Source organism: Enterobacter sp. KB-221C9, assembly GCF_041320715.1.
In the GTDB taxonomy this organism is placed as follows: domain Bacteria; phylum Pseudomonadota; class Gammaproteobacteria; order Enterobacterales; family Enterobacteriaceae; genus Enterobacter; species Enterobacter asburiae_D.
In genome coordinates, this window is sequence record NZ_JBGIWG010000006.1 from 164,075 (window position 1) to 180,885 (window position 16,811).

At 55.6% G+C, this 16,811-nt stretch carries 14 protein-coding genes and 1 pseudogene; 13 read left to right on the forward strand and 2 right to left on the reverse strand.

Going from position 1 to position 16,811, the window contains the following annotated elements:
• Window positions 1-94: 94 nt before the first annotated feature.
• Window positions 95-1,417, forward strand: coding sequence for an MFS transporter (locus AB8846_RS11005; RefSeq protein ID WP_370732706.1), 1,323 nt, complete (start codon window positions 95-97; stop codon window positions 1,415-1,417).
• On the opposite strand, the gene satP is transcribed toward AB8846_RS11005, so the two are convergent.
• Window positions 1,394-1,960, reverse strand: a complete 567-nt coding sequence (gene satP / locus AB8846_RS11010; protein ID WP_023334461.1) for an acetate uptake transporter — start codon at window positions 1,958-1,960, stop codon at window positions 1,394-1,396. The genes AB8846_RS11005 and satP overlap by 24 nt on opposite strands.
• Before the next feature lie 296 nt (window positions 1,961-2,256).
• Between satP and dnaK the strand changes: the two genes are divergently transcribed.
• The 4 genes from dnaK to nhaR all read left to right on the forward strand — a co-directional run bounded on the left by dnaK (window position 2,257) and on the right by nhaR (window position 7,709).
• Window positions 2,257-4,170, forward strand: a complete 1,914-nt coding sequence (dnaK, locus tag AB8846_RS11015) for a molecular chaperone DnaK (protein ID WP_024907421.1) — start codon at window positions 2,257-2,259, stop codon at window positions 4,168-4,170.
• 87 nt (window positions 4,171-4,257) lie between these two features.
• On the forward strand, window positions 4,258-5,403 hold the full coding sequence (dnaJ, locus tag AB8846_RS11020; RefSeq protein ID WP_023310347.1) for a molecular chaperone DnaJ: 1,146 nt from the start codon (window positions 4,258-4,260) through the stop codon (window positions 5,401-5,403).
• A 172-nt stretch (window positions 5,404-5,575) separates the two neighbouring features.
• Entirely contained in the window at window positions 5,576-6,751 is a 1,176-nt protein-coding gene (gene nhaA, locus AB8846_RS11025) for a Na+/H+ antiporter NhaA (protein ID WP_370732707.1), read from the forward strand.
• Between the two features lie 58 nt (window positions 6,752-6,809).
• Window positions 6,810-7,709: a transcriptional activator NhaR gene (gene nhaR, locus AB8846_RS11030; RefSeq protein ID WP_370732708.1), complete on the forward strand. Its 900-nt coding sequence runs from the start codon at window positions 6,810-6,812 to the stop codon at window positions 7,707-7,709.
• Between the two features lie 57 nt (window positions 7,710-7,766).
• On the opposite strand, the gene rpsT is transcribed toward nhaR, so the two are convergent.
• Window positions 7,767-8,030, reverse strand: a complete 264-nt coding sequence (rpsT, locus tag AB8846_RS11035) for a 30S ribosomal protein S20 (protein ID WP_003856458.1) — start codon at window positions 8,028-8,030, stop codon at window positions 7,767-7,769.
• A gap of 101 nt (window positions 8,031-8,131) precedes the next feature.
• On the opposite strand from rpsT, the pseudogene AB8846_RS11040 reads away from it, so the two are divergent.
• From AB8846_RS11040 to carA, 8 genes and pseudogenes are all read left to right on the forward strand, one after another.
• A pseudogene (locus AB8846_RS11040) lies at window positions 8,132-8,350 on the forward strand (DUF2575 domain-containing protein).
• Window positions 8,351-8,357: 7 nt separating this feature from the next.
• Entirely contained in the window at window positions 8,358-9,284 is a 927-nt protein-coding gene (gene ribF / locus AB8846_RS11045; protein WP_063143314.1) for a bifunctional riboflavin kinase/FAD synthetase, read from the forward strand.
• Window positions 9,285-9,329: 45 nt separating this feature from the next.
• The gene (gene ileS / locus AB8846_RS11050; protein ID WP_063143315.1) at window positions 9,330-12,146 is read left to right on the forward strand and encodes an isoleucine--tRNA ligase; all 2,817 of its coding nucleotides are present in this window, start codon (window positions 9,330-9,332) and stop codon (window positions 12,144-12,146) included.
• Window positions 12,146-12,646, forward strand: coding sequence for a signal peptidase II (lspA, locus tag AB8846_RS11055; protein ID WP_047346316.1), 501 nt, complete (start codon window positions 12,146-12,148; stop codon window positions 12,644-12,646). Before ileS ends, lspA begins: the two co-directional genes overlap by 1 nt.
• A gap of 117 nt (window positions 12,647-12,763) precedes the next feature.
• Window positions 12,764-13,213 (forward strand): FKBP-type peptidyl-prolyl cis-trans isomerase, encoded by a 450-nt coding sequence (gene fkpB / locus AB8846_RS11060; protein ID WP_003856450.1) that lies wholly within the window; start codon window positions 12,764-12,766, stop codon window positions 13,211-13,213.
• A 1-nt stretch (window position 13,214) separates the two neighbouring features.
• Window positions 13,215-14,165 (forward strand): 4-hydroxy-3-methylbut-2-enyl diphosphate reductase, encoded by a 951-nt coding sequence (gene ispH / locus AB8846_RS11065; protein WP_063143317.1) that lies wholly within the window; start codon window positions 13,215-13,217, stop codon window positions 14,163-14,165.
• Between the two features lie 205 nt (window positions 14,166-14,370).
• Window positions 14,371-15,192: a 4-hydroxy-tetrahydrodipicolinate reductase gene (gene dapB / locus AB8846_RS11070; RefSeq protein WP_370732709.1), complete on the forward strand. Its 822-nt coding sequence runs from the start codon at window positions 14,371-14,373 to the stop codon at window positions 15,190-15,192.
• 453 nt (window positions 15,193-15,645) lie between these two features.
• Window positions 15,646-16,794, forward strand: a complete 1,149-nt coding sequence (gene carA / locus AB8846_RS11075; protein ID WP_010427050.1) for a glutamine-hydrolyzing carbamoyl-phosphate synthase small subunit — start codon at window positions 15,646-15,648, stop codon at window positions 16,792-16,794.
• The last annotated feature ends 17 nt before the right edge of the window (window positions 16,795-16,811 follow it).

The following is a 16,811-nucleotide window of genomic DNA, read 5'->3' on the forward strand; positions in this document are numbered from 1 at the left end:
GCGGCGATAGCGTGGTAAAGCTTTTACGGTATAGTAATTTTTTCTTTACGATTGCTGTAAAAATAAATCCACAACACACGCATAATGGTTCGCTATGTCACATAACACTCGACCTCTGAATCGACAGGACTACAAAACCCTCACGCTCGCGGCCTTAGGCGGCGCGCTGGAGTTTTACGACTTTATCATCTTCGTTTTCTTCGCCGCCGTGGTGGGAGAACTCTTCTTCCCGGCGGATATCCCGGAATGGCTGCGTCAGGTGCAAACCTTCGGCATTTTTGCCGCCGGGTATCTGGCGCGTCCGCTGGGCGGCATTATCATGGCCCACTTTGGCGATCTGGTCGGGCGCAAGAAGATGTTTACCCTTAGCATCCTGCTGATGGCTGTACCCACGCTGGCCATTGGTCTGCTGCCCACCTATGCCTCGATGGGCATCCTTGCTCCGCTGCTGCTGTTGCTGATGCGCGTCCTTCAGGGGGCGGCGATTGGCGGTGAAGTGCCGGGCGCGTGGGTGTTTGTCGCGGAGCATGTTCCGGCGCGGCGCATTGGTATCGCCTGCGGAACCTTAACGGCGGGGCTGACCGTCGGAATCCTGCTCGGCTCGGTGGTCGCAACGATTGTGAATACCAGCATGACGCAGCAGGCCGTGCACGACTGGGGCTGGCGTATTCCGTTCCTGCTGGGCGGGGCGTTTGGTCTGGTCGCGATGTACCTGCGCCGCTGGCTGCAGGAGACGCCGATTTTCCTCGAGATGCAGCAGCGCAAAGCGCTGGCGCAGGAGCTGCCGGTGAAGGCGGTCGTGGTACGCCATAAAAAAGCGGTGGTGGTGTCGATGCTGCTCACCTGGCTGCTCTCGGCGGGCATTGTGGTGGTGATACTGATGTCGCCGGTGTGGCTGCAAAAGCAGTACGGTTTCGCCCCTGCCGTGACGCTACAGGCGAACAGTATCGCGACAATCATGCTCTGCTTTGGCTGTCTGGCCGCCGGGCTGGCGGCAGATCGTTTCGGTGCCCGCATCACCTTTATCGTCGGTAGCCTGTTACTGGCCGCATCAAGCTGGGCGTTTTATCACCTGGCGGGCAGCCATCCTGAACAGCTGTTTCTGCTGTACGGCGTGGTAGGGCTGTGCGTGGGCGTAGTGGGTGCTGTGCCTTACGTCATGGTGCGAGCTTTCCCGCCGGAAGTTCGTTTCACCGGGATCTCGTTCTCTTACAACGTCTCATATGCCATTTTCGGCGGGCTGACGCCGATTGCGGTTACCGTGCTGATGGGCGTGTCGCCGATGGCGCCAGCCTGGTATGTACTCGCGCTCTCGCTGATGGGGCTGGTATTAGGATTTTGGCTTCGTCAGGCGGGGGGATGTCGTGCCCGCGAGGCGGGCACGACAGAGGGATCAGTGTTTTTCACCAATCGGTAGAATGGTGCGGTCAAACTGCTCGTTCAGCACTTCACCCATTGCGAGGTAGATAGCGCTTGCGCCGCAAACCAGACCAATCCAGCCTGCAACATGAACGATGCCTTCGTTATCCACCAGGTGACCAATCGCCAGCAGGGCGAACAGTACGGTCAGGCTCAGGAAAACGAACTGCAGCATGCGGTTACCTTTCAGGGTACCGAAGAACATGAACAGGGTGAAGACGCCCCACAGACCCAGGTAAACGCCCAGGAAATGAGCGTTTGCCGCGTCTGCCATGCCCATTTTAGGCAGCAGCAGAATGGCAACCAGGGTCAGCCAGAAAGAGCCGTAAGAGGTGAAGGCGGTTAAGCCGAAGGTGTTGCCTTTCTTATATTCCAGCAGGCCCGCGAAGATTTGCGCGATACCGCCGTAAAAAATGCCCATCGCCAGGATAATGCCATCCATCGGGAACATCCCGATATTGTGCAGGTTCAGCAGGATAGTGGTCATGCCAAAACCCATCAGGCCCAGCGGAGCCGGATTAGCCAACTTAGTGTTGCCCATAAGTCCTCAAAAAAATCATCATTAATATGGTGAAATGGTTAAACCCGCGTCAGTTCTCCCTGACTGGGCGCGGCATCATAATGGCCGCAATCGATGGCGTCTATGATCTCATCAGGGTGAAATTAAAATTTTTTTTATGCTTGCCCCTTGATGGATGCCGTCGCGACCCCATCTTGTAGTCAACCGCAGTGTGTGGACCTGAAAAAAATCAAATCTGGGCAGTTGAAAAAGCACGTTCTGCCCTTATTACAGGTACACAACCACATGTTGACTGAATTTTTAGTGGAGACGTTTAGATGGGTAAAATTATTGGTATCGACCTGGGTACTACCAACTCTTGTGTAGCGATTATGGATGGCACTACTGCACGCGTGCTGGAGAACGCCGAGGGCGATCGCACCACGCCTTCTATCATTGCTTATACCCAGGATGGTGAAACTCTGGTTGGTCAGCCGGCTAAACGTCAGGCAGTGACAAACCCGCAAAACACCCTGTTTGCGATTAAACGCCTGATCGGTCGCCGCTTCCAGGACGAAGAAGTACAGCGTGACGTTTCCATCATGCCTTACAAAATCATCGCGGCAGATAACGGCGATGCATGGCTTGATGTGAAAGGCGCTAAAACTGCACCACCGCAGATTTCTGCTGAAGTGCTGAAAAAAATGAAGAAAACCGCTGAAGATTACCTGGGTGAGCCGGTAACTGAAGCTGTTATCACCGTACCTGCCTACTTCAACGATGCTCAGCGTCAGGCAACCAAAGATGCTGGCCGTATCGCAGGTCTGGAAGTAAAACGTATCATCAACGAACCAACCGCTGCTGCACTGGCTTACGGTCTGGATAAAGAAGTTGGCAACCGTACTATCGCGGTTTACGACCTGGGTGGTGGTACCTTCGATATCTCTATTATCGAAATCGACGAAGTTGACGGCGAAAAAACCTTCGAAGTTCTGGCAACCAACGGTGATACCCACCTGGGTGGTGAAGACTTCGATACCCGTCTGATCAACTACCTCGTTGACGAGTTCAAGAAAGATCAGGGCATTGACCTGCGTAACGACCCGCTGGCTATGCAGCGCCTGAAAGAAGCCGCTGAGAAAGCGAAGATCGAGCTGTCTTCCGCTCAGCAGACCGACGTGAACCTGCCGTACATCACTGCAGACGCGACCGGTCCTAAACACATGAACATCAAAGTGACCCGTGCGAAACTGGAAAGCCTGGTAGAAGACCTGGTGAACCGTTCAATCGAGCCGCTGAAAGTTGCTCTGCAGGACGCTGGCCTGTCCGTATCCGATATCCAGGACGTTATCCTGGTCGGTGGTCAGACCCGTATGCCAATGGTTCAGAAGAAAGTGGCTGAGTTCTTTGGTAAAGAGCCACGTAAAGACGTTAACCCGGACGAAGCGGTCGCAATCGGTGCTGCGGTTCAGGGTGGCGTACTGACCGGTGAAGTGAAAGACGTACTGCTGCTGGACGTTACCCCGCTGTCTCTGGGTATCGAAACCATGGGCGGTGTGATGACTGCGCTCATCAACAAAAACACCACCATCCCAACGAAACACAGCCAGGTGTTCTCTACCGCTGAAGACAACCAGTCTGCGGTAACCATCCATGTGATTCAGGGTGAGCGTAAGCGTGCGGCGGATAACAAATCTCTGGGTCAGTTCAACCTGGATGGTATTAACCCGGCACCGCGCGGCATGCCGCAGATCGAAGTGACCTTCGACATCGATGCTGACGGTATCCTGCACGTGTCTGCGAAAGACAAAAACAGCGGTAAAGAGCAGAAGATCACCATCAAGGCATCTTCTGGCCTGAACGAAGCGGAAATCGAAAAAATGGTTCGCGATGCCGAAGCTAACGCGGAATCCGACCGTAAGTTCGAAGAGCTGGTTCAGACCCGTAACCAGGGTGACCATCTGCTGCACAGCACCCGTAAGCAGGTTGAAGAAGCGGGCGATAAACTGCCAGCGGAAGACAAAACTGCTATCGAAGCTGCACTGAGTGCGCTGGAATCCTCACTGAAAGGTGAAGACAAAGCGGACATCGAAGCGAAGATGCAGGAACTGGCGCAGGCTTCTCAGAAGCTGATGGAAATCGCTCAGCAGCAGCACGCTCAACAGCAGGCGGGCGCTGACGCTTCAGCGAACAACGCGAAAGACGACGACGTTGTCGACGCTGAGTTCGAAGAAGTTAAAGATAAAAAATAATCGCCCTGATGCAGGGTAATTAATCGGCACGGGCGTAGGAGAACTCTCCACGCCCGTGCTCGCATGTTAAGGGGCTTAAAAAAACCAATGGCAAAGCAAGACTATTACGAGATTTTAGGCGTTCCGAAAACTGCGGAAGAGCGTGAAATCAAAAAGGCGTATAAGCGCCTGGCCATGAAATTCCACCCGGACCGTAACCAGGGTGACAAAGAGGCTGAAGCCAAATTTAAAGAGATCAAAGAAGCCTACGAAGTCCTGACCGATGCACAAAAACGTGCGGCCTATGACCAGTACGGTCACGCAGCCTTTGAACAGGGCGGCATGGGCGGCGGTGGATTCGGTGGCGGCGGCTTTGGCGGCGGCGCTGACTTCAGCGATATCTTTGGCGATGTATTTGGCGACATCTTCGGCGGCGGCCGTGGTCGTCAGCGCGCGGCGCGCGGCGCGGACCTGCGCTACAACATGGAGCTGACGCTGGAAGAGGCCGTTCGCGGTGTCACCAAAGAGATCCGTATTCCGACGCTGGAAGAGTGTGACGTTTGCCACGGCAGCGGCGCGAAAGCGGGTACGCAGCCTCAGACCTGTCCAACCTGTCACGGCTCTGGTCAGGTACAGATGCGTCAGGGCTTCTTCGCGGTACAGCAGGCCTGTCCGCACTGTCACGGTCGCGGTACGCTGATTAAAGATCCGTGCACCAAATGCCACGGCCACGGTCGCGTTGAGAAAACCAAGACCCTGTCCGTTAAAATCCCGGCTGGCGTCGATACGGGCGACCGCATCCGTCTGGCGGGTGAAGGTGAAGCAGGGGAGCACGGCGCGCCGGCAGGCGATCTGTACGTTCAGGTGCAGGTGAAACAGCACGCCATCTTCGAGCGTGAAGGTAATAACCTGTACTGCGAAGTGCCGATCAACTTCGCGATGGCGGCACTGGGCGGTGAAATCGAAGTACCGACGCTGGATGGTCGCGTGAACCTGAAAGTGCCTGGCGAAACCCAGACCGGTAAGCTGTTCCGCATGCGCGGAAAAGGCGTTAAATCCGTTCGCGGTGGTGCGCAGGGTGACCTGCTGTGCCGCGTCGTCGTGGAAACGCCGGTTGGCCTGAACGACAAGCAGAAACAGCTGCTGAAAGAGCTGCAGGAGAGCTTTGGCGGCCCGACGGGTGAGAAAAACAGCCCGCGTTCCAAAAGCTTCTTCGATGGCGTCAAAAAATTCTTCGATGATTTGACCCGTTAATCTGTTCGCAGGTTTTCATCCGCAAAAGCCCGGAAGCGATTCCGGGCTTTTTCTATTTAGGGGTATTGCTCGGTAAAACTGAATATATACTCAATATTAATCTGTTTTTGTCGAGCTATCTGGCTTGGTATTATGGTTTTATCGAGGTATTGTTGTAACAGAGAGAATTAAAGTGAAATTACTACACCGTTTTTTTAGCAGTGAGGCGTCCGGCGGCGTGATCCTGATTATTGCCGCTGCGGCCGCGATGGTGCTGGCTAACCTTGGCATCACGCAGGAACTCTACCATGCATTTCTGGAAACGCCCGTTGAGCTGAAGGTCGGCGCGCTCGAAATTAACAAGAACATGCTGCTGTGGATCAACGATGCGCTGATGGCGGTGTTCTTCCTGCTCATCGGGCTTGAGGTTAAGCGCGAGCTGGTACTGGGCTCGCTTGCCAGCCGCCAGCGCGCGGCGTTTCCGGTGATTGCCGCCCTCGGTGGGATGGTGGTGCCGGCGCTGCTCTTCCTGGCGTTCACCTGGCAGGATCCGATTGCACGTCACGGCTGGGCGATCCCTGCCGCGACGGATATCGCTTTTGCGCTCGGAGTGCTGGCACTGCTGGGAAGCCGCGTGCCGGTGGCCCTGAAAATCTTCCTGATGGCACTGGCGATCATCGATGACCTGGGCGCCATTGTGATTATCGCGCTGTTCTACACCAGCGATCTGTCGATCCTGTCCCTGAGCGTGGCCGCTGGGGCGATTGCGTTGCTGGCGCTGCTGAACGTCTTCAATGTTCGCCGTATCGGTATCTATATCCTGGTGGGGATGGTGCTGTGGACGGCGGTGCTGAAATCGGGCGTGCACGCTACGCTGGCAGGTGTGATCGTCGGCTTCTTCGTGCCGCTTAAGCCGCAGGACGGCAGGTCGCCTGCCAAACAGCTGGAGCATGTGCTGCACCCGTGGGTCGCCTTTATGATTCTGCCGCTGTTTGCGTTTGCCAACGCGGGCGTTTCCCTCGGTGGCGTGACGCTGGACGGGCTGACGTCCGTGCTGCCGCTGGGCATTATTGCCGGGCTGTTTATCGGTAAGCCGCTGGGCATTAGCCTCTTCTGCTGGCTGGCGACGAAGCTGAAGCTGGCGTCTTTACCGCACGGCACCACGTTTAAGCAGATTATGGCCGTCGGCGTGCTGTGTGGCATCGGGTTTACGATGTCGATCTTTATCTCGACGCTGGCGTTTGGTGCGCATGCGCCTGAGCTTATCGTCTGGGCTAAACTCGGCATTCTCATCGGGTCATTACTGGCCGCGGTAATCGGTTATACCTTGTTGAAGGTGAAATTGTCCGGACAGGCCGTCCAGGCATAACGGAACACCGGGAGGAGGCGAGCCTTCTCCCGATACACACTCAGGGAGAGAAGACGCGATGTCTCATTTAAATTACAACCATCTGTACTACTTCTGGCACGTCTATAAACAGGGCTCGGTGGTGGGGGCGGCAGAGGCGCTCTACCTGACGCCGCAAACCATCACCGGGCAAATCAAGGCCCTGGAAGAGCGCCTGCAGGGCAAGCTGTTCAAGCGTAAAGGGCGCGGTATTGAACCCAGCGAACTGGGCGAGCTGGTGTTTCGCTATGCGGACAAAATGTTCACCCTGAGCCAGGAGATGCTGGATATCGTCAACTACCGCAAAGAGTCGAACCTGCTCTTTGACGTGGGCGTGGCGGATGCGCTGTCCAAGCGGCTGGTGAGCGGCGTGCTGGATGCGGCGGTGGTAGAAGATGAGCAAATCCATCTGCGCTGCTTTGAATCCACCCACGAGATGCTGCTGGAACAGCTGAGCCAGCACAAGCTGGACATGATTATCTCGGACTGCCCGATCGACTCCACCCAGCAGGAAGGGCTGTTCTCGGTGAAGATTGGCGAATGCGGCGTCAGCTTCTGGTGCATTAACCCGCCGCCGGAAAAACCGTTCCCCGCGTGCCTTGAAGAGCGCCGCCTGCTGGTGCCCGGAAGGCGTTCCATGCTCGGACGCAAGCTGCTTAACTGGTTTAACTCGCAGGGGCTAAAGGTAGAAATCCTTGGTGAGTTCGACGATGCGGCGCTGATGAAAGCCTTTGGCGAAGCGCATAACGCGATCTTCGTTGCGCCGACGCTGTACGCGCACGATCTCTATTCGGACGAGAAGATTACGGAGATAGGCAGAGTGGATAACGTGATGGAGGAGTATCACGCCATATTTGCCGAAAGGATGATTCAGCACCCGGCGGTACAGCGAATCTGTAACCGTGACTACGCGGCGCTGTTTACGCCACCGGCAATCTGAAGGCATAAAAAAACCCGCGTTAAGCGGGTTCTTTAAACAAGCAACAACAAATAGCGATTAAGCCAGTTTGTTGATCTGCGCGGTCAGGTTTGCTTTATGACGCGCTGCTTTGTTTTTGTGGATCAGACCTTTAGCAGCCTGACGATCCACGATTGGTTGCATTTCGTTAAATGCGTTCTGCGCTGCAGCTTTGTCGCCAGCTTCGATTGCTGCGTATACTTTCTTGATGAAAGTACGCATCATAGAGCGACGGCTTGCGTTGTGCTTACGAGCCTTTTCAGACTGAACGGCACGTTTCTTAGCTGATTTGATATTAGCCAAGTCCAACTCCCAAATATGTTCTATGTGGACAATTCAAAGGCCGAGGAATATGCCCTCTTTGCCTTCTTTTGTCAATGGATTTGTGCAAATAAGCGCCGTTAATTAGCGACGCTACGTTACGTAGTGATGGCGCAGGATTCTACCAGCTTGTCTTCCCTGAATACAGCCTTTCGGCATAAAAATCGCAGTTCACGAGCAGATTTTTTCGCTGCGAAAGGTCAGCCTGATGAAATCATTACGGCTTTCTGTTTTGCGCGAACAATCGCCGGTTAACCTTAACCGCTGTACAAGGTATACTTTGGCGATTTTCACTGTTTTGAGCCAGACATGAAGCTGATACGCGGCATACATAATCTCAGCAGCGCGCCAAACGGGTGCGTGCTGACCATTGGTAATTTCGACGGCGTGCATCGTGGTCATCAGGCGCTGTTGCAGGGATTGCGTAAAGAAGGGGAGGCCCGTGGCCTGCCCGTTGTAGTGATGATTTTCGAGCCGCAGCCGCTGGAGCTGTTCGCGGGCGATAAATCTCCCGCCCGCCTCACTCGCCTGCGCGAGAAGTTGCGCTATCTGGCGGAGTCCGGCGTTGACTATGTATTGTGTGTGCGTTTCGACCGTCGCTTTGCCGCACTGACAGCACAAAATTTCGTCAGCGACCTTTTGGTTAAGCGTCTTGGCGTGCAGTTTCTCGCCGTGGGGGATGATTTCCGCTTTGGCGCTGGTCGTCAGGGCGATTTCTTGCTATTACAGAAGGCTGGTCTGGAGTACGGATTTGACGTCACCAGCGCGATGACCTTCTGCGAAGGCGGCGTGCGCGTCAGCAGCACGGCGGTTCGTCGGGCACTGGCCGATGACGAACTGGATACGGCGGAAACCCTGCTGGGGCATCCGTTCACTATCTCTGGCCGCGTGGTCCATGGCGATGCGCTGGGCCGCACGATAGGCTTCCCGACGGCGAATATACCGCTGCGTCGTCAGGTTTCCCCGGTTAAAGGGGTGTATGCGGTAGAAGTGGCAGGACTGGGCGATAAGCCGTTTTACGGCGTCGCCAACATTGGCACGCGTCCGACCGTCGCCGGTGTGCGTCAGCAGCTAGAAGTGCACCTGCTGGACGTTGTAATGGACCTCTATGGTCGCCATATAGATGTGATACTGCGTAAAAAAATACGCAACGAGCAGCGATTTGGTTCGCTGGATGAACTAAAAGCGCAAATTGCGCGAGATGAATTGACGGCCCGCGAGTTTTTTGGGCTTTGAACCCGGCTTAACTGCCTACGTGATAAATACGGAACCGAGAATCTGATGAGTGACTATAAATCAACCCTGAATTTGCCGGAAACAGGGTTCCCGATGCGCGGCGATCTCGCCAAGCGCGAACCGGGAATGCTGGCGCGTTGGACCGATGATGACCTGTACGGCATCATTCGTGCAGCCAAAAAAGGCAAAAAATCCTTCATTCTGCATGATGGCCCTCCATATGCGAATGGCAGCATTCATATTGGTCACTCGGTTAACAAGATTCTGAAAGACATTATCGTGAAGTCCAAAGGCCTCACGGGATATGACTCGCCTTACGTTCCGGGCTGGGACTGCCACGGTCTGCCAATCGAACTGAAAGTAGAGCAAGAGTTCGGCAAGCCGGGTGAGAAGTTCACCGCCGCCGAGTTCCGTGCGAAGTGCCGCGAATACGCCGCGACGCAGGTTGACGGTCAGCGCGCTGACTTCATCCGTCTGGGCGTGCTGGGCGACTGGTCGCACCCGTACCTGACCATGGACTTCAAAACTGAAGCCAACATCATCCGTGCGCTGGGTAAAATCATCGGTAACGGCCACCTGCACAAAGGCGCTAAGCCGGTGCACTGGTGCGTGGACTGCCGCTCTGCGCTGGCAGAAGCGGAAGTGGAGTATTACGACAAAACCTCTCCTTCTATTGACGTGGCGTTCCATGCCGTCGATCAGGATGCGGTGAAGGCTAAATTTGGCGTGTCGTCCGTTAATGGCCCAATCTCGCTGGTTATCTGGACCACCACCCCGTGGACCCTGCCTGCCAACCGCGCGATCTCCCTGTCCGGTGAGTTCGAATACGCGCTGGTTCAGGTTGAAGGTCAGGCGGTTATCCTGGCGAAAGATCTGGTTGAGAGCGTGCTGAAGCGCGCACATATCACCGACTACACCGTGCTGGGCACCGTGAAAGGTGACGCGCTGGAGCTGATGCGCTTCAAACACCCGTTCCTGGACTTCGACGTTCCGGCGATCCTGGGCGACCACGTGACGCTGGAAGCGGGTACCGGTGCGGTGCATACCGCCGGTGGCCACGGCCCTGACGACTACAACATCAGCCTGAAGTACGGTCTGGAAATCGCTAACCCGGTTGGCCCGGACGGCTCTTACCTGCCTGGCACCTACCCGGCGCTGGACGGTATCAACGTCTTCAAAGCGAACGACATCATCGTCGACATGCTGCGCACCAGCGGCGCGCTACTGCACGTTGAAAAAATGCAGCACAGCTATCCGTGCTGCTGGCGTCACAAGACCCCGATCATCTTCCGTGCGACCCCGCAGTGGTTCATCAGCATGGATCAGAAAGGCCTGCGCGAGCAGTCTCTGAAAGAGATCAAAGGCGTGCAGTGGATCCCTGACTGGGGCCAGGCGCGTATCGAATCCATGGTGGCTAACCGTCCTGACTGGTGTATCTCCCGTCAGCGTACCTGGGGCGTGCCGATGTCTCTGTTCGTACATAAAGAGACGCAGGAGCTGCACCCGAACACCCTGGAACTGATGGAAGAAGTGGCGAAGCGCGTCGAAGTTGACGGCATTCAGGCGTGGTGGGATCTCGACTCCCGCGACATCCTGGGCGCTGACGCAGACAGCTACGAGAAAGTGCCGGATACCCTGGACGTGTGGTTCGACTCCGGGTCTACCCACTCCTCCGTGGTTGACGTGCGTCCTGAGTTTGCCGGTCACGCTGCCGATATGTATCTGGAGGGCTCTGACCAACACCGCGGCTGGTTCATGTCATCCCTGATGATCTCCACCGCCATGAAGGGTAAAGCACCTTACCGTCAGGTACTGACTCACGGCTTCACCGTGGATGGTCAGGGCCGTAAGATGTCCAAATCTATCGGTAACACCGTTTCTCCGCAGGATGTGATGAACAAGCTGGGCGCAGACATTCTGCGTCTGTGGGTGGCCTCTACCGACTACACCGGCGAAATGGCGGTGTCCGACGAGATCCTGAAGCGTGCTGCCGACAGCTATCGTCGTATCCGTAACACCGCGCGCTTCCTGCTGGCGAACTTGAACGGGTTCGATCCGGCAAAAGACATGGTGAAACCGGAAGAGATGGTGGTGCTGGACCGCTGGGCGGTAGGCTGCGCGAAAGCGGCGCAGGACGATATCCTGAAAGCCTATGAGTCTTACGACTTCCACGAGGTGGTGCAGCGCCTGATGCGCTTCTGCTCCATCGAGATGGGCTCGTTCTACCTCGACATCATCAAAGACCGCCAGTACACCGCGAAAGCGGACAGCGTGGCGCGTCGTAGCTGCCAGACCGCGCTGTTCCACATCGCAGAAGCGCTGGTGCGCTGGATGGCGCCGATCATGTCCTTCACCGCGGATGAAATCTGGGGCTATCTGCCGGGCGACCGTGAGAAGTATGTCTTCACGGGCGAGTGGTACGAAGGTCTGTTCGATCTCTCCAGCACCGAAGCGATGAACGATGCCTTCTGGGACGAGCTGCTGAAAGTGCGTGGCGAAGTGAACAAGGTTATCGAGCAGGCGCGTGCAGACAAGAAAGTCGGCGGCTCTCTGGAAGCGGCAGTCACCCTGTACGCCGAACCGGAGCTGGCGGCGAAGCTGACGGCGCTGGGCGATGAATTGCGATTTGTCCTGTTGACCTCCGGTGCGAAAGTTGCGGATTATGCCGATGCTTCTGCTGATGCTCAGCAGAGCGAACTGCTCAAAGGACTGAAAGTCGCGCTGAGCAAAGCCGACGGTGAGAAATGCCCGCGCTGCTGGCATTACACCACCGATGTTGGCCAGGTGGCGGAACACGCAGACATCTGCGGACGCTGTGTAAGCAACGTCGCCGGTGACGGCGAAAAACGTAAGTTTGCCTGATGAGTAAAACTCTCTGTTCAACAGGACTGCGCTGGCTGTGGCTGGTTGTGGTGGTGCTGATTATCGATCTGGGCAGCAAGTTCCTGATCCTCCAGAATTTCGCTCTGGGGGATACGGTCCCGCTGTTCCCGTCGCTTAACCTGCACTACGCGCGTAACTACGGCGCAGCGTTTAGTTTCCTTGCCGACAGCGGTGGCTGGCAGCGCTGGTTCTTTGCGGGTATCGCTCTCGGTATCTGCGTGATCCTGGCGGTGCTGATGTACCGCTCGAAGGCCACGCAAAAGCTGAATAACATCGCCTACGCGCTGATCATTGGCGGCGCGCTGGGCAACCTGTTTGACCGCCTGTGGCACGGCTTTGTGGTCGATATGATCGACTTCTACGTCGGCGACTGGCACTTCGCGACCTTTAACCTCGCCGATAGCGCAATTTGCATCGGTGCGGCGTTAATCGTGCTGGAAGGCTTCTTGCCGAAACCGGCCGCGAAAGAGCAGGCTTAATTGTCAATGCCGGGTGGCGCTGCGCTTACCCGGCCTACAGAATTTGTGGCCTCCCGTAGGCTCGGTAAGCGCAGCGCCACCGGGCAACAGGTGACCCAAAACAAGCGAGCAATTTGCATGTCTAAATCCGTACAGAGCAACAGCGCGGTTCTCGTTCACTTCACGCTGAAGCTGGATGACGGCTCCACGGCCGAATCCACCCGCAACAACGGCAAACCGGCCCTGTTTCGTCTTGGCGATACCTCCCTGTCTGAAGGTCTTGAGCAGCAGCTTCTCGGTCTGAAAGAGGGTGAGAAAAAAGCCTTTTCGCTGGAGCCGGATGCCGCGTTTGGCGTGCCAAGCCCGGACCTGATCCAGTATTTCTCGCGCCGTGAGTTTATGGACGCGGGTGAACCGGAAATCGGGGCGATTATGCTCTTTACCGCTATGGACGGCAGCGAAATGCCTGGCGTGATCCGCGAAATCAACGGCGACTCGATTACCGTTGATTTCAACCATCCGCTCGCCGGGCGTACCGTTCATTTTGATGTTGAAGTGCTGGAAATCGATCCTGCACTGGAGGCCTGAAATGCAGATCCTGTTGGCTAACCCGCGCGGCTTTTGCGCCGGTGTAGACCGCGCTATCAGCATTGTTGAAAACGCGCTGGAGATTTACGGCGCGCCGATTTATGTGCGTCACGAAGTGGTGCATAATCGCTACGTGGTCGACAGCCTGCGCGAGCGCGGCGCTATCTTTATTGAGCAGATCGGCGAAGTGCCGGACGGTGCGATCCTGATCTTCTCCGCGCACGGCGTCTCGCAGGCGGTACGCAACGAGGCGAAAAGCCGCGATCTGACCGTATTCGATGCCACCTGTCCTTTGGTGACAAAAGTGCATATGGAAGTGGCGCGCGCCAGCCGTCGTGGTGAAGAGTCGATTCTGATTGGCCATGCCGGTCATCCGGAAGTCGAAGGCACCATGGGCCAGTACAGTAACCCGGAAGGGGGCATGTATCTGGTCGAGTCGCCTGAAGATGTCTTTACGCTAAACGTGAAAAATGAAGCCCGCCTGTCGTTTATGACCCAGACGACGCTCTCCGTAGACGATACCTCGGACGTGATTGACGCCCTGCGCCAGCGCTTCCCGAAAATCGTCGGTCCGCGTAAGGATGATATCTGCTACGCGACCACTAACCGTCAGGAAGCGGTGCGCGCACTGGCTGAACAGGCGGACGTGGTGCTGGTGGTCGGCTCCAAAAACTCGTCAAACTCCAACCGTCTGGCCGAACTGGCGCAGCGCATGGGGAAAATGGCTTTCCTGATTGATGACGCGTCGGATATTCAGGAAGCGTGGGTTAAGCACGCGGCCTGTGTCGGCGTGACGGCCGGGGCATCTGCGCCAGATATTCTGGTACAGAACGTCATTTCCCGTCTGCAGGAGCTGGGCGGCGGCGAAGCGGTGCCGCTGGAAGGACGTGAAGAGAACATCGTTTTCGAAGTCCCGAAAGAGCTGCGCATCGACGCCCGCGAAGTCGAATAGTCCTTTTTCTGATGAAAGGCCAGCACCTCCTGTGCTGGCCTTTTTTTTACCCGTTACTTTATCGTGACGACAAAATCATGTCTTTTACTGATATTTAAGTCGGTTTCACGTTAAATTCTAATTATCGGTGTTTTCAGTTGGCAGTGCCTCTCAAGGCTGGTTAATCTGAAAACGGTTTACATCATTTTAACGTAAGAGAATAACTATGCATGATGCACAGATCCGCGTCGCCATTGCGGGCGCGGGTGGACGTATGGGCCGTCAGCTTATTCAGGCGGCACTTCAGATGGATGGCGTCGCGCTTGGCGCGGCCCTGGAGCGTGAAGGTTCTTCGCTTCTGGGGAGCGATGCCGGTGAGCTGGCAGGCGCAGGCCACACGGGCGTAACCGTGCAAAGCAGCCTGGAAGCGGTACAAGAGGACTTCGATGTCTTCATCGATTTTACCCGCCCGGAAGGGACGCTCACGCACCTGGCGTTTTGTCGCCAGCACGGCAAGGGGATGGTGATCGGCACCACCGGTTTTGACGATGCGGGTAAGCAGGCTATTCAGGATGCATCAAAAGAGATTGCGATTGTCTTCGCCGCAAACTTCAGCGTGGGCGTGAACGTCATGCTGAAGCTGCTGGAGAAGGCTGCGAAGGTGATGGGCAACTATACCGATATCGAGATCGTCGAAGCTCACCACCGTTACAAAGTTGATGCGCCATCAGGCACGGCGCTGGCGATGGGCGAAGCGATTGCCCATGCACTTGATAAAGATTTAAAAGACTGCGCGGTCTACACCCGCGAAGGTTACACCGGCGAACGCGTGCCGGGCACCATTGGCTTTGCAACCGTGCGAGCGGGTGACATCGTCGGCGAACACACGGCGATGTTCGCCGATATTGGTGAACGCGTCGAAATTACGCATAAAGCCTCCAGCCGAATGACGTTCGCCAACGGCGCCGTACGTTCCGCTTTGTGGCTGAAAAACAAGAAAGATGGCCTTTTTGATATGCGAGATGTGCTCGATCTCAACAATTTATAAGCATTATTACCCATCGTGATGTGGTTATTGCAGTCGTAATTGTTTGATTGCATAGGGCAATATTTTATTGCCCTTTTATTTTGTCTGTTTCATTGTGTATTTTGATTTAAAGCCATAAATATCTATCTATTGCTGCGTTTTAACGTTGCTGAAATGTAAATTTTGACCATTTGGTCCACTTTATTAAGCTCCATCGCATTATTTTTTATTAAACCAGGCGCGCAAGCGTTTTCCGCAGTGATTTACCTGATCTTTTTGTCGCTTAAGCCGCATTCCTCTCTCCAGGACTGCAAAAGACTAAACAAAATATCCGTTTTAAGTTGACTTTTACCCACCAAATCCCCAGAATGCCGCCGTTTGCCAAAAATCCGCTGGCAACACATTTGCATTGATCCATGACATGCTATGAATTAATATGCAAATAAAGTGAGTGAATATTCTCTGGAGGGTGTTTTGATTAAGTCAGCGCTATTGGTTCTGGAAGACGGAACCCAGTTTATCGGTCGGGCCATAGGGGCAACGGGTTCGGCGGTTGGGGAAGTCGTTTTCAATACTTCAATGACCGGTTATCAAGAAATCCTCACTGATCCTTCCTATTCTCGCCAAATCGTTACTCTTACTTATCCTCATATCGGCAATGTCGGCACCAATGCGGCTGACGAAGAATCTTCTCAGGTACATGCGCAAGGCCTGGTCATCCGCGACCTGCCGCTGATTGCCAGCAACTTCCGCAATACCGAAGACCTCTCTTCTTACCTGAAACGCCATAACATCGTGGCGATTGCCGATATCGATACCCGTAAGTTAACGCGTCTGCTGCGCGAGAAGGGTGCACAAAACGGCTGCATCATCGCGGGCGATAACCTCGATGCGACGCTGGCGCTGGAAAAAGCGAAAGCCTTCCCGGGCCTGAACGGCATGGACTTGGCGAAAGAAGTAACGACCGCAGAAGCCTACAGCTGGACCCAGGGTAGCTGGACGCTGGAAGGCGACCTGCCGGAAGCGAAAAAAGAGAGCGAGCTGCCGTTCCACGTGGTGGCCTACGATTTCGGCGCCAAGCGCAACATCCTGCGCATGCTGGTTGACCGCGGCTGCCGCCTGACGGTGGTGCCGGCACAGACCTCTGCAGAAGACGTGCTGAAGATGAATCCGGACGGTATTTTCCTGTCCAACGGTCCAGGTGACCCGGCACCGTGCGATTACGCCATCGCCGCCATCAAGTCCTTCCTGGAAACCGACATCCCGGTATTCGGCATCTGCCTCGGCCATCAGCTGCTGGCGCTGGCGAGCGGTGCGAACACCGTTAAGATGAAGTTCGGCCACCACGGTGGTAACCACCCGGTGAAAGACATCGATAACAACACGGTGATGATCACCGCGCAGAACCACGGCTTTGCCGTCGATGAAGCCTCGATGCCGGCTAACCTGCGCGTGACCCATAAGTCGCTGTTCGATGGCACCCTGCAGGGGATTCATCGCACCGATAAGCCAGCGTTCAGCTTCCAGGGTCACCCGGAAGCCAGCCCGGGCCCACACGACGCCGCGCCGCTGTTCGATCACTTCATCGAACTTATCGAGCAATACCGTAAGACCGCTAAATAATCAGGAGCCGAGAAGAC